19 protein-coding genes are annotated in these 17,428 nt (G+C 71.5%); 6 read left to right on the forward strand and 13 right to left on the reverse strand.

The annotated features are described in order from the left end of the window. The first annotated feature begins 65 nt into the window (after positions 1 to 65). A complete protein-coding gene (locus ACIBP6_RS33335; RefSeq protein WP_397057794.1) occupies positions 66 to 695 on the forward strand; it encodes a GntR family transcriptional regulator in 630 nt (209 codons plus the stop codon). A 31-nt stretch (positions 696 to 726) separates the two neighbouring features. On the opposite strand, the gene ACIBP6_RS33340 is transcribed toward ACIBP6_RS33335, so the two are convergent. The 10 genes from ACIBP6_RS33340 to ACIBP6_RS33385 form a co-directional block, all read right to left on the reverse strand. Further along, positions 727 to 2,256 carry a tripartite tricarboxylate transporter permease gene (locus ACIBP6_RS33340; protein ID WP_397057795.1) on the reverse strand — a complete coding sequence of 510 codons (1,530 nt, stop codon included), beginning with the start codon at positions 2,254 to 2,256 and terminating at the stop codon, positions 727 to 729. A gap of 1 nt (position 2,257) precedes the next feature. Continuing rightward, positions 2,258 to 2,719: a tripartite tricarboxylate transporter TctB family protein gene (locus ACIBP6_RS33345; RefSeq protein WP_397057796.1), complete on the reverse strand. Its 462-nt coding sequence runs from the start codon at positions 2,717 to 2,719 to the stop codon at positions 2,258 to 2,260. A 55-nt stretch (positions 2,720 to 2,774) separates the two neighbouring features. Beyond that, positions 2,775 to 3,767, reverse strand: a complete 993-nt coding sequence (locus tag ACIBP6_RS33350; RefSeq protein WP_397057797.1) for a tripartite tricarboxylate transporter substrate binding protein — start codon at positions 3,765 to 3,767, stop codon at positions 2,775 to 2,777. Between the two features lie 90 nt (positions 3,768 to 3,857). Next, positions 3,858 to 4,508: a 3-oxoacid CoA-transferase subunit B gene (locus ACIBP6_RS33355; protein ID WP_397057798.1), complete on the reverse strand. Its 651-nt coding sequence runs from the start codon at positions 4,506 to 4,508 to the stop codon at positions 3,858 to 3,860. Then, a complete protein-coding gene (locus ACIBP6_RS33360) occupies positions 4,505 to 5,173 on the reverse strand; it encodes a 3-oxoacid CoA-transferase subunit A (RefSeq protein ID WP_397057799.1) in 669 nt (222 codons plus the stop codon). The genes ACIBP6_RS33355 and ACIBP6_RS33360 overlap by 4 nt, the downstream gene beginning before the upstream one ends. An 8-nt stretch (positions 5,174 to 5,181) precedes the next feature. Further along, positions 5,182 to 6,333, reverse strand: a complete 1,152-nt coding sequence (locus tag ACIBP6_RS33365; protein WP_397057800.1) for an acetyl-CoA acetyltransferase — start codon at positions 6,331 to 6,333, stop codon at positions 5,182 to 5,184. After that, positions 6,326 to 6,685 carry a Zn-ribbon domain-containing OB-fold protein gene (locus ACIBP6_RS33370; protein WP_397057801.1) on the reverse strand — a complete coding sequence of 120 codons (360 nt, stop codon included), beginning with the start codon at positions 6,683 to 6,685 and terminating at the stop codon, positions 6,326 to 6,328. Before ACIBP6_RS33370 ends, ACIBP6_RS33365 begins: the two co-directional genes overlap by 8 nt. Beyond that, positions 6,675 to 7,148 carry a hypothetical protein gene (locus ACIBP6_RS33375; RefSeq protein WP_397057802.1) on the reverse strand — a complete coding sequence of 158 codons (474 nt, stop codon included), beginning with the start codon at positions 7,146 to 7,148 and terminating at the stop codon, positions 6,675 to 6,677. The genes ACIBP6_RS33370 and ACIBP6_RS33375 overlap by 11 nt, the downstream gene beginning before the upstream one ends. After that, positions 7,145 to 7,684, reverse strand: a complete 540-nt coding sequence (locus ACIBP6_RS33380) for an FAS1-like dehydratase domain-containing protein (protein WP_397057803.1) — start codon at positions 7,682 to 7,684, stop codon at positions 7,145 to 7,147. The genes ACIBP6_RS33375 and ACIBP6_RS33380 overlap by 4 nt, the downstream gene beginning before the upstream one ends. 2 nt (positions 7,685 to 7,686) lie before the next feature. Continuing rightward, positions 7,687 to 9,246 carry an acyl-CoA dehydrogenase family protein gene (locus ACIBP6_RS33385; protein WP_397057804.1) on the reverse strand — a complete coding sequence of 520 codons (1,560 nt, stop codon included), beginning with the start codon at positions 9,244 to 9,246 and terminating at the stop codon, positions 7,687 to 7,689. Positions 9,247 to 9,605: 359 nt separating this feature from the next. Here ACIBP6_RS33385 and ACIBP6_RS33390 point away from each other — a divergent pair, with 359 nt between their 5' ends. Genes ACIBP6_RS33390 through ACIBP6_RS33410 form a run of 5 tightly spaced genes read left to right on the forward strand, consistent with a single transcriptional unit; the run spans position 9,606 to position 14,964 of the window. Next, on the forward strand, positions 9,606 to 11,066 hold the full coding sequence (locus tag ACIBP6_RS33390) for an aldehyde dehydrogenase (protein WP_397057805.1): 1,461 nt from the start codon (positions 9,606 to 9,608) through the stop codon (positions 11,064 to 11,066). 45 nt (positions 11,067 to 11,111) lie between these two features. After that, positions 11,112 to 12,017 (forward strand): NAD(P)-dependent oxidoreductase, encoded by a 906-nt coding sequence (locus ACIBP6_RS33395; protein ID WP_397057806.1) that lies wholly within the window; start codon positions 11,112 to 11,114, stop codon positions 12,015 to 12,017. Positions 12,018 to 12,019: 2 nt separating this feature from the next. Further along, a complete protein-coding gene (gene tcuA, locus ACIBP6_RS33400; protein ID WP_397057807.1) occupies positions 12,020 to 13,495 on the forward strand; it encodes an FAD-dependent tricarballylate dehydrogenase TcuA in 1,476 nt (491 codons plus the stop codon). Further along, positions 13,479 to 14,282, forward strand: a complete 804-nt coding sequence (locus ACIBP6_RS33405) for an N-acyl homoserine lactonase family protein (protein ID WP_397057808.1) — start codon at positions 13,479 to 13,481, stop codon at positions 14,280 to 14,282. The genes tcuA and ACIBP6_RS33405 overlap by 17 nt, the downstream gene beginning before the upstream one ends. 49 nt (positions 14,283 to 14,331) lie before the next feature. Then, the gene (locus ACIBP6_RS33410; protein ID WP_397057809.1) at positions 14,332 to 14,964 is read left to right on the forward strand and encodes a GntR family transcriptional regulator; all 633 of its coding nucleotides are present in this window, start codon (positions 14,332 to 14,334) and stop codon (positions 14,962 to 14,964) included. 6 nt (positions 14,965 to 14,970) lie between these two features. Here ACIBP6_RS33410 and ACIBP6_RS33415 read toward each other — a convergent pair whose 3' ends face one another. Genes ACIBP6_RS33415 through ACIBP6_RS33425 form a run of 3 tightly spaced genes read right to left on the reverse strand, consistent with a single transcriptional unit; the run spans position 14,971 to position 17,367 of the window. Next, positions 14,971 to 16,212 (reverse strand): MFS transporter, encoded by a 1,242-nt coding sequence (locus ACIBP6_RS33415; RefSeq protein WP_397057810.1) that lies wholly within the window; start codon positions 16,210 to 16,212, stop codon positions 14,971 to 14,973. Beyond that, positions 16,209 to 16,772 (reverse strand): helix-turn-helix domain-containing protein, encoded by a 564-nt coding sequence (locus tag ACIBP6_RS33420; RefSeq protein WP_397057811.1) that lies wholly within the window; start codon positions 16,770 to 16,772, stop codon positions 16,209 to 16,211. Before ACIBP6_RS33420 ends, ACIBP6_RS33415 begins: the two co-directional genes overlap by 4 nt. 49 nt (positions 16,773 to 16,821) lie before the next feature. Beyond that, a complete protein-coding gene (locus ACIBP6_RS33425) occupies positions 16,822 to 17,367 on the reverse strand; it encodes a TetR/AcrR family transcriptional regulator (RefSeq protein WP_397057812.1) in 546 nt (181 codons plus the stop codon). Positions 17,368 to 17,428 lie beyond the last annotated feature (61 nt).

Here is a 17,428-nt window from a genome sequence, read left to right on the forward strand (position 1 = left end):
CATGGATAGCCTTCTTTCATGATTCTTTTTGATCATCCGTCTCCGGCTCGAGAAAGGGAGGCCATGTGAGATCGGACGTCTACCAGCGCATGCGCGACGACATCGTGTCGGGCGCGCTCGCCGCCGAGACGCCGCTGGTGGAGATCACTCTGGCCGCGAAGTACGGGACCAGCCGCACGCCGATCCGCGAGGCGCTGCGCAGACTGGAGCAGGACGGTTTGGTGGTGCGGGCGGACCGCAGCATGCGGGTCCGCGCGCGCAGCCCCGAGGAGATCTTGGAGATCTACGAGGTCCGCATCTCCCTGGAGGGCATGGCGGCCCGCGGCGCGGCCGAGCGGCGCACCGCGCTCGACCTGGCCAAGCTGCGCCGTACGGCCGAGCGGATGGCGGAGGCCGACACGGACGACCCGCGGGCGATGGCCGACGCCAACCGCCGCTTCCACGAGGCGGTCTGGGCCGCCAGCCACAACGCCACGCTCCTGGACCTGCTCACCAGGCTCAACGACCACCTGATCCGCTACCCGTCGACGACGCTGAGCCATCCCGGGCGCTGGGAGGAGGCCCTGCGCGAGCACGCCGAGCTCGTGGCCGCCATCGAGCGCCATGACGCCGCGGCGGCCACCGAGGTCGCCGAGCGGCACATGACCAAGGCCAGGGACGTCCGGCTGCTGATGTACGGCGACGAGGGGCCCTGAGAGCCGCCGCCGGACGTCCCGGCTGAACGGCTCACGTGCGGGTCGGCACCTTCTCCTTGGCGTCGGCGGCGGGCTGCTCCGCGTGGCCGCGCCCGCGCCGTACCGCGGCGACCACGGTCACCACCAGCACCAGGCACACCACCGCGAAGACGGCAGCGGAGACCGGCCGGTGCAGGAAGATGCCGAGGCTGCCGTCCGACAGCAGCATGGTCTGCCGGAAAGACTGCTCCATGATCGGCCCGAGCACGAAGGCCAGCACCAGCGGTCCCGGCTCGAACCCGGTCTTCTTCATCAGCCAGCCCAGCACGCCGAAGGCCAGCACGACCCACATGTCGAAGGGATCGTTGTTGACGGAGAACACCCCGGCCATGGTGAGCATCAGCGCGAATGCCGCGAGGATCCCCGCACGCACCCGCAGCAGCCGCACGAACGCCCCGACCAGCGGGATGTTCAGCGCCAGCAGCATCAGGTTGCCGATGTACATGGAGGCGATGACGCCCCAGAAGACGTCGGGACGCTCGGTGATCATCTCCGGGCCGGGGGTGACGCCCTGCATCAGCAGCGCGCCGAAGATGAGCGCGAGCACCACGTTGGCGGGGATGCCGAGGGTGAGCAGGGGGATGAAAGCCGAGGTCGAGGAGGCGTTGTTGGCCGTCTCCGGCCCGGCCACGCCCTCGATGGCGCCCTTGCCGAACCGGCTCGGGTCCTTGGCCCTGCGCTTCTCGAGCGCGTAGGAGGCGAGCGAGGACACCACGCCGCCACCGCCGGGGAAGATCCCGATGACGAACCCGAGCAACGACCCCCGGGCGATGGCGCCGGAGGACTGGCGGAAGTCGGCCTTCGTCGGCCAGACCTTCTTGATCTTGGAGGTGATCGCGTCCAGCTTGCCCGAGCGTTCCAGGCTGTGCAGGATCTCGCCGACACCGAACAGGCCCATGGCCACCGCCACGAAGTCCAGCCCGTCGAACAGGCTGACCTGGCCGAAGGTCATCCGGGTGGTGCCGGTGATCGGGTCCTGGCCGATGGTGGCCAGCAGCAGGCCGAGGCCGGCCGAGCACAGGCTCTTGAACGTGGAGCCGGAGCCGAGGTAGGTGACGAGCAGGATGCCGAGCACGGTGATGGCGACGTACTCCGGCGGGCCGAAGGACACCGCGACACTGGCCAGCAGCGGCGCGAGCAGGGTCAGCCCGGCGACGGCCAGGGTGCCGCCGACGAAGGAGCCGACCGCCGCGATGCCGAGCGCCGGCCCGGCGCGGCCCTGGCGGGCCATCTGGTAGCCGTCGAAGGTGGTGACCACCGCGGCGGCCTCGCCGGGGAGCCGGAGCAGGACCGAGGTGATCGTCCCGCCGTACATGGAGCCGTAGTAGATGCCGGCGAGCATGATGACGGCGGTGGCCGGCTCGATCGTGTACGTCAGCGGCAGCAGCAGCGCGATGGTCGCGGTCGGGCCGAGGCCGGGCAGCACGCCGACGGTGGTGCCGATGAGCACCCCGAGGAAGACGTAGAGCAGGTTGATCGGGTCGGCCGCGACCGCGAAACCCTGGAGTATCCCGTCGAGCACGTCAGCCCACCACCCCGGGCGGGAACGGCACGCCCAGCGCCACCACGAACAGCAGGTGCATCACGACGGCGCCGCCGGCGGCCAGCGGCAGCGCCCACCGCCACGGCTCGCCGCCGAAGACCTTGAGCCAGAACAGCAGGGCGCAGAACGCCGCGACCGGGAACCCCAGCACCTGGAACAGCACGATGAACAGGCCAAGCCCGGCGACGCCCGCCGCGACCCTGGCCGATCCCATCGTCCACGGCTCGTAGTCCTCGGCGCGGTCGGTGAACACCAGGACGGCCGCGGTGATCGTGACCACCGCGGCGGCGGTGAACGGCCACAGGCCGGGGCCGGGCTCGGTCAGGTTTCCCACGGACAGACCGACCGCCATGACGATCGCGGCCAGCCCGGTGAGCATGATCGCGAGCGGGGCTGCCCGGTGCGCCCAGAGCCTGCCGGGTGGGGTACGAGGTGGCGACATGCTGGTTCCTGCTCTCGGCGATGGGGGGAAGGCACGGCGGCGACGTGCCGCTCGGCTACGACTTCTTGATGACCTTCTCGTAGGCCACCTGGGTCTCGTCGAGGATGCGCTTGAGCGCGGCCCCGTCGATGAACTCCTCGGTCACGATGATGTCGCCGAGCTGCTTGCGGACCTCGGGGTCGGCCTGGGCCTTGCGCAGCACGCCCTCGATCTTGGTCGCGATCGCCGCGGGCAGCCCGGTGGGAGCGCCGAGACCGTGGACGGAGGTGGCCAGGGTCAGCGCGGGGAAGCCCAGCTCGGCGAGGGTGGGCACGTCGGGCAGCGCGGCCACCCGCTTCTCCGGGGAGGTGGCGATCGCCAGGAAGTCACCGTTCTCGACCTTGTCGGTGACTCCGCGCGCCGCGGTGGTCCAGAACGCGTCGATGTTCCCGCCCAGCAGTGCGGCGGTCAGCTCGGCGTTGCCGGGGAACGGCACGGCGGTGACCTTGACGTTGTACTCCGCGGCCAGGCGGGTCAGCTCCACGCCCTGCGGGGTGGTGGCGCCGGGCACACCGACCTTCAGCGCGCCGGGGTTGGCCTTGGCGTGCGCGAAGAACTTCTCTCCCGTGTCGTACGGCGAGTCCTTCTTGACCACCAGGAGCGACGGCGGCGAGGCCAGCACGCCGAGCGGCGTGACGTCGTCCTTGGTGTAGCCGACCTCGTTCGACAGCGGCGTGGAGACCAGCGTGCCGGTCGAGATCAGCGCCAGCGTGTACCCGTTCGGCTTGGCGGAGATCAGCTCCGTGGTGCCGACCGCGCCGGAGCCGCCCGGCTTGTTCTCCACCACGACGGTCTGGCCGAGCTCCTTCTGCATGAACTTGCCCACGGCGCGCATGGTCGTGTCGGCGTCACCGCCGGCGCCGTACGGCACGATGACGCGGATCTTGGCGCTGGGGTAGGCGTCGGGGGACTCCTGGGAGGCCGCGCCGGAGTTGCCGCCGCAGGCGGTCAGGGATGCCGCCAGCACGGCGACGGCGGCGATCGCGGTCGGACGAAAGGTCAGGCGCATTTCGGATCGCCCTTTCTAGGGGGGCGGAATTAGCATGCAAGGGTATACAAGTGTGTGCCAATGTCAATGGCGGGAAACGCGCTGGTGACGTCAGGGAAACACCAGCTTGGCGGCGGTGGCCGCGACCAGATCGGAGCGGGTCACGCCGGGTGCGATCTCGCGTACCACGAGGGCGCCTTCCGCCGCTCCCACGTCCAGCACCGCGAGGTCGGTGTAGACCCGGTCGACGACACCTGCCGCGGTCAGCGGATAGGTGCAGCGGGGGAGCAGCTTGGGAGAGCCGTCCTTGGTGGTGTGGGTCATCATCACGAGGATCCGCCGCGCGCCCGCGGCCAGGTCCATCGCCCCGCCCACCGCGGGCGGCATCGAGGAGTCACCGGTCGTCCAGTTGGCCAGGTCGCCCCGTTCGGAGACCTGGAAGGCGCCGAGCACGGCGATGTCGATGTGACCGCCGCGCATCATCACGAAGGCGTCGGTGTGGTGGAAGTAGGCGCCGCCGGCCACCAGCGTCACCATCTGCTTGTTGGCGTTGATCAGCTCGGGGTCCTCCGCGCCGGGGGCGGGCGGCGGCCCCATGCCGAGGATCCCGTTCTCGCTGTGGTAGACGATCTCCCGGTCGGACGGGACGAACCCCGGCACCAGGACGGGCAGGCCCACGCCGATGTTGACGTAGGAGCCGTCCGGGATGTCGGCCGCGACCCTGCGGGCCATGTCCTCCCTCGACCATCCTGCGCGGCTCATCCTCCCGGCACCTCCACCACTCGGTCGACGAAGATCCCCGGAGTGATCACGGTCTCCGGGTCGAGTTCGCCCAGTTCCGCCAGCTCGCGTACCTGGACCACGGTCAGCGCCGCCGCGGTGGCCATCGTGGGGCCGAAGTTCCTGGCGGCGCTGTGGTAGGTGAGGTTGCCCCACCGGTCGGCGCGATCCGCTTTGATCAGCGCCACGTCACCGCGCAGCGGCGACTCCAGGACGTGCAGGCGGCCGTCGATCATCCTGGTCTCCTTGCCCTCGGCGAGCTGGGAGTCCGCGCCGGTCGGCGTGTAGAACCCGCCGATCCCGGCGCCGGCCGCACGCAGCCGCTCGCTCAGCGTGCCCTGCGGCACGAGCTCCAGCTCGATCTCGCCGGCCTCCCAGCGCTTCTGGAACCACACGGATCCGATCGCCCGGGGGTACGAGCAGATGATCTTGCGGATCCGGCGTTCCCTGATCAGCGCCGCGATGTCGGTCTCCCCGCTGCCGGCGTTGTTGTTGACCAGGGTCAGATCGCGCACGCCCAGGTCCAGCACGGCGTGGACCAGCTCGGCCGGGATGCCCGAGCTGCCGAACCCGCCGACGAGCAGCGTGGCGCCGTCGCGGATCCCGGCCACCGCCTCCTCCACCGTGGCGACCCTCTTGTCGATCATCAGGGCTCCTAGAGGGTCGCGGCGGTGCCGAGGACGGCCGTGGCCTGGTGGGACAGCACGCCGCCGTTGCCGTGCACGAGCGCGGTCTGCGGCCCGGGCACCTGCCGTGCGCCCGCCTCGCCGCGTAGTTGCCGTACCGCCTCCACGATGAGAAACATCCCATACATCCCTGGATGTCCGTAAGAGAGGCCGCCGCCGTTGGTGTTGACCGGAAGCGTGCCGCCGGGCCGGATCGCGCCGCTCTCCACGAACGGCCCGCCCTCGCCCTTCGCGCAGAACCCCAGGTCCTCCAGGAAGAGCACGGTGTTGACGGTGAAGGCGTCGTACAGCATGAGCAGGTCCATGTCGGACGGCCCGAGCCCGGCCATCGCGAAGGCGCGCGCGCCGGAGTCGGCGGCGGCCGTCACGGTCAGGTCGGGCATCTGGGAGATGGTCCTGTGCCAGTGCGCCTCTCCAGCTCCCAGGACGAACACGCCCGGCTTCGGCGAGTCGGCCGCCCGGTCCGCGCGGGTCACCACCACGGCGGCCGCCCCGTCGGTGACCAGGCAGCAGTCCAGCAGGGTGAGCGGGCTGGAGATCATCCGCGACTCCAGCACGTCCGCCACGGTCAGCGGGTCGCGCGCGTACGCCGCCGGGTTGAGCCTGGCCCACTCGCGCGCCGCCACCGCCACTCCGGCGAGCTGCTCGCGGGTGGTGCCGTACTCGTGCATGTGGCGGGCCGCGGCGAGGGCGTAGGCGCTCAACGGCAGGCGCGGCCGGAAGTCGCGCTCGTAGGGGGACGGCTCGGCGATCGTCACCAGACCTCCGTCGGAGCGCTGGGTGCTGCCGTAGCAGATCAGCGCGACCTCGCAGCGCCCGGCCTCGACGGCTGCCATCGCGTGGCCGAGGTGGGCGATGAAGGAGCTGCCGCCGACGTTGGTGCCGTCGGTGTAGGCGGGCCGGATGCCGAGGTACTCGGCGACGTTGAGCGCGCCCATCGGATAGTAGGACGAGGCGGTGAACAGCGCGTCCACGTCCGACAGGCGCAGCCCCGCGTCGTCGAGCGCGCCCCGTGTCGCCTCCGCCATCAGGTCGAGCGGCTGCACGCCGCCTCCGACGTGGCCCACTCCCGCCTCGGCGACTCCCACGATGGCGGCGTTGCCGCGCAACCGGTCAGTCATCGCACACCTCGAACACCGGCACCTCGCCGCCGCGCACCACGCACCGGACGGGCAGCCCGATCGGTATCACCGCGCTGGGATGCCCCTCCACGGTGCTCATCATCCGGAACCCCTCCGCGAGGTCGATCAGGGCGACGTTGTAGGAGCCGTCGCGCTTGTAGACGGTGGTGGCGGCGTAGACGACGCCGCGGCCGGCGCTCACCTGCCAGGTGAGGTCCGTGCCGAAGCAGCCCGGGCACGCCACCCGCGGGGCGAAGACCGCCCGTCCGCAGCCGTCGCAGCGCTGGTAGCGCAGCTCGCCGTCCTTCAGCCCGGCGCGGTAGACCGCGTCCGGATACAGCTCATGTCCCATGGAGTGCTCCGATCCGGTCCGCCACGTCCAGGTAGCGTTCGGCGCCGTCGGGCAGCCAGAGGGTGTGCCGGGCGGCGCAGCGCTCGTCGTCCGGGTCGCCCAGGGCGGATTCGATCTCCACCAGGCCGACGTCCGAGCTGCGGCGCACCCCGGTCACCGTGCCGCGGGCGGTCACCGTGTCGCCGGCGACGATCGGGCGCTTCATGGTCAGCCGCCGCCGGACGATGAAGGCGTCCGGGCCGCTCCAGCCGGTGACGAACCGGTCCATCAGCCCCTGCAGCAGGATCGTGTTGGCGTAGATCGACGAGATGCCCTGGCCGCGCGCGTAGTCGGGATCATGGTGCCCGGGGAAGTAGTCCCAGGTCACGGCGGTGTTGAGGATCACCCGACGGAACGGCATGGCGACCTCCAGCGCGGGCAGCCGCTCACCTTCCCGCACGTCCTTCCACAACCTGCGGGTCATGCCTCCTCCACCGGGGTGAAGCGGAACAGCGTGTTGCGGCTCTCGGCGACCCGCTCGCCCGCCTCGTCGCGGTAGACCACCAGCGTGGTGACGAAGTTGCCGGTGCCGAGCCGGGTCCGCTTGGTCTCGGAGACGTCCACGACCTCCTCGGTGGCGTTGAGCCGGACGCCCTGGTAGATCGGCCGGAAGAACGTCGTGTCGGTGGCGACGTTGATCATGGACGTGCCGGGCAACGGCAGCCGGGGGGCCAGGTTGCCGGAGCCGCAGGCGTGACCGCGCTCCGGGGTCCACTGCAGGGGCATCAGCCAGGTGGTCAGCAGGCCGGGCGGGCTCACCGTCCCGCCCCAGTGCGTCACTCCGGTCTCCGGCCGCCAGTAGTGCGGGTTGGGGTCCTCGGTGGCCGCGCAGTAGTGGCGGACCATCGCGTCGTTCACCGGGTGGTCGGCGAACCGGGTCTGCGACCGGTGGCCGATCATGGCCCGGCCGTCCTCCTCGGCGCCGGTCGCGACGCCCGTCTCGGTCTCGGTGGCCGTCACCGTCAGACCTCCGCCGTACGGGCCTCGATCAGGTCCCGGTCACCCACGAAGTCGGGCACGCGCAGGCGGTACCACTCGGGGTCGTGCGCCTCGCGCAGCCCGGCGAAGGTGGCGCGCACCATCCGCACGTCGTCCGTGGACGGCCAGGCGATGACCTTGCCGTCGCGGACCAGCTCGCCCACGGCGGCGTCGAGCGCCGCGGGGTCGAGCCCGGCGGCGGCCGCCAGCTCGCCGGCCCGCATGTAGAGGCCGGGGTCGGTGACGTAGCCGTCGGCGAGCGCGGCCAGCACGCGTCCGGTGTCGGTGCTCTGCTCGGCCACGGAGCTCGCCCGGCCCTCGCGCCGGTCGGCGGGGAAGAAGCCGTGCACGTCGCCGTACAGGTCGTCGGCCATCTGGCGGGTGGCCTGCCGGTAGATCAGCCCGGTCATGACCTCGTTGGAGCCGCCGCCGATGCCCTTGACCTTCATGGACCTGGCGAGCTGCTCGACCGGGTAGTACTTCGAGACGCCGTCGCCACCCATCGCCTGGATCATGTCCATGCAGATGTCGACGCCGTCCTTGGACGTGACGAGCTTGGTGATCGAGGCGTCGAGGGCGCAGCTCTCCCCGCGGTCCATCAGCGCGGCCGTGTGGTAGAGGAACGACCGGTCCATCCGGACCCGGGCGATCGCCTCGGCGAGCTTCGTCTCGACCCGCTGGAAGCGGTCGACCGGCTGGCCGAACTGCAGGCGGCGGCTGGTCCAGCTGGCGCCGAAGTAGAGCGCCTCGCGCATCATGCCGACCGCGCCCGCGGAGACCAGGACCCGCTCCAGGTTGAGACCGGAGGTGAGGATGCGCCAGCCGTCGCCCTCCTCGCTGATCCGGTCCTCGGTGGGGACGAACACGTCGTGGAAGTTGAGGATGCCGTTGCGGACGTACTCATGGCCGCCCAGCTCGTGGAAGCGCTCGACGGTGAGGCCGGGGGTGCCGCCCCGTACGTAGAAGACGGACAGGTGGCGGCGCTTGGCGCGGGCCTCCGGGGTCGCCTCGCCCTCGACGACGGCGTAGACGAGGTAGTGCCCGGCCGCCCCGATGTCGGTGATGTAGCGCTTCTTGCCGTTGAGCACGTAGCCGCCGTCCACCCGGGTCGCGGCCATCTCGATGCCGGAGGCGTCCGAGCCGGCGAAGGGCTCCGTCACGCACACCGCGCCGAACGACTCGCCGCGCGCGATGCGGGGCAGCCAGCGGCTCTTCTGGTCGTGGTTGGCGTGGTCCACGATCTGCTTGGTGCCGCCGAAGGCGGTGACCGGGAAGGGCCAGGTGGCGCAGGGGACGCGGCCGAGCTCCTCGCTGAGGATGGCGAGCGAGGTGACCCCGCCCAGCTCGTCGGCGCAGCCGCCGTACTCGTCGGGGATGGTCGCGCCGAGCCAGCCCTTGCGGCCGATCTCCTCCATCACGTCCCAGGGGTATTCGCTGGTCCAGCCGATCTCCCGGCTGCGCTCACGGTGTGAGTCGGCGAACTCGGCCGCCTCCTTCATGAGCGCGCGCTGCCGATCGCTCCACCAGAACATGGGTTCGGCCATTCTCAGTTTTCCCTTCACCCGAAGATCTGTATGCGATGGTATACAGTAGTGCGCAGATGTCAACGGCCCGGTGACCCGGCGGAAACAGGCTCGTCACCTGCGTCTGCCCGGCCAGGGGCGGCCGGGCGGCGGCGCCAAGGGCCGCCTCCCACTCTCGTGCCGAGCGCACCTCGTGAGGCCAGAGCATGTGAGCAGTGAGTGTATGCAACGGTATCCATGATGTGTCAACGGTTGAATTCCCTGGTTGACAGTGGACACGGCCAGCGGATATTCCGGTATTCATCGGTATACAAACCTCGGGAGGCGACCTTGACGCTTGCGCAGCGGGCCGATCGGAACGAAACGATGGAGACGGCTCGATGAGATATCGCATGCTGGTCGGCGGCGAGCGAGTGGACGCGAGCGGTGACCGCCGCCTTCCCGCGGTGAACCCGTACACCGGCGAGGAGTTCGCCACCGTGCCGGACGCCGGCGCGGCCGACGTGGCCGCGGCGGTGCGGGCCGCCACCGACGCCTTCGAGCGCACCTGGTCGGCGACGCCCGGCGTGGAGCGGGCCCGCCTCATGCACCGGCTGGCCGACCTGATCGAGGAACGCGCCGACGAACTCGGCCGGCTGGAGAGCTCCGACAACGGGAAACTGCTCAGGGAGACGGCCGGCCAGGCGAGGTTCGCCGCGCGTAACTACCGCTTCTTCGCCGGGTACGCGGACAAGCTGTACGGCCGGACGATCCCCCTGGACAACCCCGACACCCTGGACTACACGCTCAGGGAACCGGTCGGCGTGGCCGCGCTCATCACGGCGTGGAACTCACCGATGCAGCTGCTCGCCAACAAGCTCGCCCCCGCCCTCGCCACCGGCAACTGCGTGGTGATCAAACCGTCCGAGCACGCCTCGGTCACCACGCTGGAGCTCGCCGACCTGGTCGAGCGCGCCGGATTCCCGCCCGGCGTGGTCAACATCGTGACCGGCGGCGCCGAGGCGGGCACGAGCCTCGTCGGTGACCCGCGCCTGGGCCGGATCAGCTTCACCGGCAGCGTCGCCACCGGGCAGGCCATCGCCGCGGCGGCCGCGCGCACGCTCGTCCCCGTGACCCTCGAACTCGGCGGCAAGTCGCCGAACATCGTGTTCGCCGACGCCGACCTCGACGCGGCGATCTCCGGCGCGATGGCCGGCATCTTCGCCGCCGGCGGCCAGACCTGCATCGCGGGCAGCCGGCTGCTGGTCGAGCGGTCCGTCTACGACCGGGTGGTGAAGGAGCTCGCCCGGCGGGCGGACGCCATCCGCCTGGGCGACCCGCTTCTGTCCGAGACGCAGATGGGCCCGGTGGCGAACGCGCCGCAGCACGAGCGCATCCACCGGATGATCGCCGCCGGGATCGAGGCGGGGGCGCACGCCGTCACCAGTGAGCGCGACGTGCCGGAGCGCGGCCTGTTCGTCCGCCCGACCGTCTTCGCCGACGTCGACAACACCATGCCGATCGCCCGCGAGGAGATCTTCGGCCCCGTGCTCAGCGTCATCCCCTTCGACGACGAGGAGCAGGCCGTCGCGATCGCCAACGACAGCGACTACGGGCTGGCCTCCGGAGTCTGGACGACGAACCTGGCGCGCGCCCACCGCGTCGCCCGGCGGCTGGTGGCCGGGACGGTCTGGGTCAACACCTACCGGGCCAGCGCGGCCCAGGCGCCGTTCGGCGGCACCCGGCGCTCCGGATACGGCCGCGAGCGCGGGGAGGAGGCCATGGAGGAGTACCTGAACACCAAGAACGTCATGGTCGACCTGTCGGGCCGCACCCCCGACCCCTTCGCCATGCGCACCTGAGCCCTGTCGAGCCATGCCTGTCGAGCCATGGAAGGAAATCCACGAATGACATCACCGGTGGGGCTGTGCGGCCTCGGGAACATGGGGTCCGCGATCGCGCGGCGGCTGTCCCCGACGTACCCCTTGATCGCTTTTGACCTCGACCCTGACCGGACCAAGACGGCAGGGGAGCTGGCCGGCGTGACGGCGGCCGGAGAGGCCGCCGACCTGGCCGGCGCCGACACGGTCCTGCTGTCGCTGCCGTCCCCCGCGGCGTCGGCGCGGGCCGCCGCCGCGATCGCGCCCGCGATGCGGCCCGGCTCGCTGATCGTGGAGACCAGCACGGTCAACCCGGGGGACATGCGGCGGCTCGCCGACCTCTGCGCGCCGCACGACGTGCGGGTGATCGACGCGGCCATCCTGTCCGGCGTCGCCCAGATGGCCGAGGGCAGGTCCACGCTGCTGATCGGCGGGGAGAGCGAGGACGTCGCCCGCGCGCAGCCGCTGCTGGACGCGCTCGCGCCGCGGCAGCTCGTCCTCGGCGGCCTCGGCGCCGGCATGGCCGCCAAGGTCATCAACAACGCCGTCGCGCACGCCGTCATGATCGTGCTCGCCGAGGCAGGGGCGATGGCGGCGGCCACCGGCGTGTCGCAGCGGCGGCTCGCCGAGCTGCTGGCCGACCCGGAAGCCGGGCTCACCCGGCCGCTCACGCACCGCTTCGTCGAGCGCGTCCTGCCGGGCGAGTACGCCGGTGGCATGCCGACGGACGCCGCCAGGAAGGACTCCACCCTGGCGCTGGCCCTGGCGCAGGAGGCGGGCATCCCGCTGTTCGCCATCCAGGCGTGCCACACCGTGTACGAGATCGCCAACGGCGCCGGGCTGGGCCGCCAGGACTACGCCTCGGTGGCCACGCTGTGGGAGCAGTGGACCGGCCGGCCCATCACCGAATCCTCTACAGACAAGGACGCCTGAGCATGACGCAATACGACGTGATCGTCGTCGGCGGCGGCAACGCCGGGTTCTCCGCCGCGCACGCGGCCCGCGAGCAGGGGGCGCGCGTGCTGCTCCTCGAGAAGGGCGCGCAGGACGTGTCCGGCGGCAACTCCTTCTACACGGCGGGGGCGTTCCGCTTCCCCTTCGCCGGGCTGGACGAACTGCGGCCGCTCCTCGATCCCGAGAGCCTCGACGACCGGATCGACGCGACCGACGTGCCCGCGTACACCGCCGAGGACTTCCACGCCGACATGAAGCGCGTCACCGACGGCCGGTGCGACCCGGTGCTCACCGAGCTGCTGGTGGGTGACGCGGCCGGCGCGGTGCAGTGGCTGGCCACCAAGGGGATCCGGTGGCGGCTGATGTACGAGCGCCAGGCGTTCGAGACGGACGGGACCTGGCGGTTCTTCGGCGGGCTGGTGGTCGGCACCGTCGGCGGCGGCAAGGGCCTGATCGCGGAGCACACCGCGGCCGCGGCCGCGTCCGGCGTCGAGATCCGGTACGAGGCGGCGGTCACCTCCCTCGTCCGCGACGGTGAACGTGTGACCGGGGTCCGTTACCGCGACTCCTCCGGGACCGAGCACGTCGTCACCGCACCAGCGGTCGTGCTCGCCGCGGGCGGGTTCGAGGCGGACCCGGTCCGGCGCGCCCGGCACCTCGGGCCCGAATGGCGGCGCGCCAAGGTCCGCGGCAACCCGCTGAACACCGGAGAGGTGCTCGACCTCGCCCTGGAGGCGGGGGCGCAGCCGTACGGGGACTGGACCTCCTGCCACAGCATCGCCTGGGACGCCGGAGCCGCCGACCAGGGTGGTAACCGCATCCTCACCAACCAGCTGTCCCGGCAGAGCTATCCGATCGGCATCGTGGTCAACCGCGACGGCCGGCGCTTCGTGGACGAGGGCGCCGACTACCGCAACTACACCTACGCCAAGTACGGCAGGGAGATCCTCCGCCAGCCGGAGGGCATCGCGTTCCAGCTGTTCGACGCCAAGAGCAGGCCGCTGCTGCGCACCGAGGAGTACGACTCCAGCCCGATCACCGGGGCGCGGGCCGACACTCTGGCCGAGCTGGCGGCCGAGCTCGGCATCGACCAGGCCGGGCTGGAGGAGACCGTGGCCCGGTTCAACGCGTCGATCGCGGACGTCCCCTTCGACCCCGCCGTCAAGGACGGCCGCGCGTCGGCCGTCCAGCCGCCGAAGTCGAACTGGGCGCTCGCCCTGGACACCCCGCCCTACTACGGGTACGCGGTCACCTGCGGCATCACGTTCACCTTCGGGGGAGTGCGGGTCGACGAGCACGCCCGCGTCGTGTCGGAGGCCGGCACGCCGATCCCCGGCCTGTACGCGGCGGGGGAGCTGGTCGGCGGGCTGTTCTCCGGCAACTACCCGGGCGGCTCCGGGCTGACCTCGGGCACCGTTTTCGGCCGCAGGGCGGGAACACATGCCGCCCGCGGCTGACGAAGGCCCCCCGTACGAGCTGTACGCCATCCGTTACGCCCACCGCGACGTCTCCGTACGCGGCGAGCACTTCTACGGCCATGACCCGGGCTGCCAGGACCCCTGCCCGATCGACTACTACGTCTGGGCGGCCGTCTCCGAGTCCGACGTCGTGGTCGTGGACGCCGGCTTCACCGAGGAGACCGCGGAGCGCCGCGGCGACCGGCACTACCTGCGTTCCCCCGTGGAGACGCTGGCCGCTCTGGGGGTCGACGCCGGCCGGGTCGGGCACCTGGTGCTCAGCCACCTGCACTACGACCACACCGGCCACATGGCGGACTTCCCCGCCGCGCGGATCGTGGTGCAGCGGGCCGAGCTGGCGTTCTGGACCGGCCCGCACGCCCATCGGGGAAAGCACCCCCACCTGGCGAACCCCGACGACGTCGCCTTCCTGGTGCGGGAGAACTTCGCCGGCCGCGTGACCCAGCCCGACGGCGACCACGAGGTGCTGCCCGGCGTCGGTGTGCACCACGTCGGCGGGCACACCCCGGGCCTTCAGGTGGTGCGGGTGCGCACCGCCGCGGGCCACGCGGTCGTCGCCTCCGACGCGAGCCACTTCTACGCGAACATCGAGGGCGACCGGCCGTACGGCATCGTGACCTGCCTGCCGGCCATGTACGACGCCTTCGACCGCGTCCGCGCGCTGGCCGACTCGGCGGAGCTGATCGTGGCCGGGCACGACCCGCTCGTGCTCGACCGCTATCCGGCCGTGCCCGGGCTCGAAGGTTACGCGGTTCGCGTCGCCTAGGACTGGATACACTTGTATACCGATTATCGCGGGGGGACTGGAGGCATGGGTGGCCGGTGACGTTTACGAACGTATCCGTGAGGAGATCGTCTCCGGCGCCCTCCCCGCGGGCGCGCCGCTCGTCGAGGCGTCCCTGGCGAGCGCGTACGGCATCAGCCGCACCCCCGTCCGGGAGGCGCTGCGCCGGCTCGAACACGACGGCCTGGTCGAGCGGGCCGAGCGCAGCCTGCGGGTCAGGACCCGCAGCCCTGAGGAGATCCTGGAGATCTACGAGGTCAGGATCGTGCTCGAAGGCGCGGCCGCGCGGGCCGCGGCCGAGCGGCACACCGCCCTCGACCTGGGCCGGCTGCGCGCCGCGCTACGGGACCTGACGGCCGTCGACGCGGCCGACCCCACCGCGATGGCCACCGCCAACCGGCGCTTCCACGAGGTGGTGTGGGCCGCGAGCCACAACGCCGCCCTCGTGGACGTGCTCTCCCGCCTGCAGAGCCACCTGACCCGCTACCCCACCACCACGCTCACCCATCCGGGCCGCTGGCAGACCGTCATGGACGAGTACGAGCAACTGCTCAACGCCATCGTCCGGCGCGACGGCGCGCAGGCGGCGCGGATCGCCGAGCACCACATGACCCAGGCCCGCGACATCCGCCTCCAGATGTACACCGCGGAGACCATCTCCTGACCGTCGTCATCGCGCCGGGAAGTCTCGCGCCGGGAAGTTCCGCATCGGGCGGATCCGGCTGAGGAAGAGGAGGGCGACGGACGAGAGCTGGGTGGCCGCCATGGTCCACAGGGCCTGGCGGACGCCGATGGTCTCGCCGAGCACGCCGCCGAGCAGGCTGCCCAAGGGCACCGCGCCGTAGTTCAGCGCGGAGGTGCTCGCCGTGATCCGCGCGAACAGGGCAGGCGGGCAATACTGCTGGCGGAACGTGCTGGTCACGATGTTCGAGGCGACGATGCCGGCGCTCATGCCGAAGCCCGCGGCGGCGAACAGCGCCAGGCCCGCGCCGGCGCCGGCGAGCGGGCCGAGGAGCATCATCGGCGCGGCGAACGCCTCGCACACCAGGAACGCCCGAGCCGTTCCGACCCGGCCGGCGACCCGTCCCGCGACCATCGCGCCGAGCAGCCCGCCCGTACCGGCCAGCGCCAGCACGGCCCCCACCTGCCCGGGCCCGGCGCCGAGCTCGCGGGTGAGGAAGACGACCTGGATCGACTGGTAGCCCATCAAGGCGATGTTCGACATCGCGCTGAAGGCGGTGAGCGTCCGCAGACAGGGATCGTGGACCACGAACCGCAGCCCGTCGCGGATCTCCGACAGCAGCCGCCGTTCCGCGGCGGCCCGTCGCGCCTCGTGGACGCGTACCCGCCGTAGGCACAGCACGGCGATGCCGAAGCTGACCGCGTCGGCCAGCACCCCGCTCGCCGCGCCGAACGCCTGCCCGAGCAGCCCCGCCAGCCCGGGCCCGGCGATCCTGGCCGCCGATTCGCTGCCCTGGAGCTTCGCGTTGGCCTCCATCAACCGATCGCTTCCGACCAGGAGCGGCAGGAACGCACGGTAGGCGAGGCTGAAGAACACGTTCGCGACGCCGCCGACCAGAGCGATGACGACCAGGTGCGTCACCGTGAGCCTGTCCAGCCAGGCCGCGATCGGCACGGTCGCGAACGCCACCATGGAGACGGTGTTGCACGCCAGCATCACCGGCCGTTTGGGCAACCGGTCCACCCACGCGCCGGCGGGCAGCCCGATCAGCGGCCACGGCAGCCAGGCCGCCGCCGTGACCAGCGCGACGACGAACGTGCCGGCGTCCAGGGTCATCACGCTGACCAGCGGGAGCGCGACACCGGCCACCGAGCTGCCGAGCACGCTGGTGGTCTCCCCGGCCCATAACAGCCGGAACTCCCGCATCCGCAGGAGCGTGGCTGCGGTCACGGCTTGGCGGGCACGGCGCGTACGGTCAGGAAGACGGATCGACGTTCCGCGCCGTCGTCGGGGATCTCCCTGGCCGCCAGCTCGGTCAGCAGCGCGAGGATCTTCTCCTCCAGCTCGGCGAGCTCGGCGACGGACAGCCAGGCCCAGTGGTCGGAGGTGAACGCCGCGCGCCGCCATGGCTCGGGATGGCCGTCGCGTTCGGCGAACCACTGCCGGGCCAGCGCGGCCTGCCGTTCCAGGACGAGGGATTCGGCGGCCTCGGCCACGGGGTCGTCCGGGAAGTCCGATGGCGACCAGTCGACCCGGCCCGACGTCGTCCGCCACCAGCGTTCGCGCCGATCGCGAGCCAGCTCGGGGACCTCTTCGATGAGCTCGCCGGCCGCCAGGACCTTCAGGTGGTGGCTGATGCTGCCGACGGCCTGTCCCGTCCTGGCGGACAACGCCGACACCGTCGAAGGGCCGTCCAGCCGCAGCACGTCGAGCAGCCGCCGCCGCAGGGGGTGGGACATCGCGGCCAGCACCTTGGAGTCCCGGATCTCACGCCGCGCAGAGTCGGACATGTCCGGACCCTATATGGACAACATCTCTTGTACAACTACTCCGGTACGACTACGTGGCGCCGAGGCCGTTCAGGAACGTGTCCACGACCAGGTCGGCCGCCTGGGGGGGCGCCACTTCGGGAAACCGGTGCGCCATGCTGTCGACCAGCTGGTCGAGCACTGCCCTCGCCCACGCCGGTGAGACATCGGGACGCAGGTGACCCTCGTCGGCCGCGCGTTGCACGAAGGCGTCCAGCCGCGCGCTCTGCTCCTGGCGCCGGCGGTCGGCCTCGGGGTCTTTCCGCATCATGCGTCGCGTGTCGACCGGCCACTCACGGCTGACGGGGATGATGCCTTCCACGTAGCGGTGCAGCGCGACCGCCACGGGGGCCTCCACGAGCCGCGCCTCGTCGAGGACTCGTTCGGCCGAGTCGAGTTTGGCCTGGAAGACGGCGCTCAGCAGGGCTTCGCGGGTGGCGAAACGACGGTGGACGGTCGTGCGGTCCACGCCCGCCTCGCCGGCGATGGCCGACATCGAGGTGCTCGGGTCTTCGGCCAGCAGCCGGGCCCCGGTACGCAGGACCGCGGCCAGGTTGCGTGCGGCATCAGCTCTCATGATGCCGCCAGCCTACCAGCGAGTAGCAGTTACCCGATCATTCTCAACATTTTCGACGCGA

The sequence above is a fragment of the Nonomuraea terrae genome (assembly GCF_044465245.1).
In the GTDB taxonomy this organism is placed as follows: Bacteria; Actinomycetota; Actinomycetes; order Streptosporangiales; family Streptosporangiaceae; genus Nonomuraea; species Nonomuraea terrae.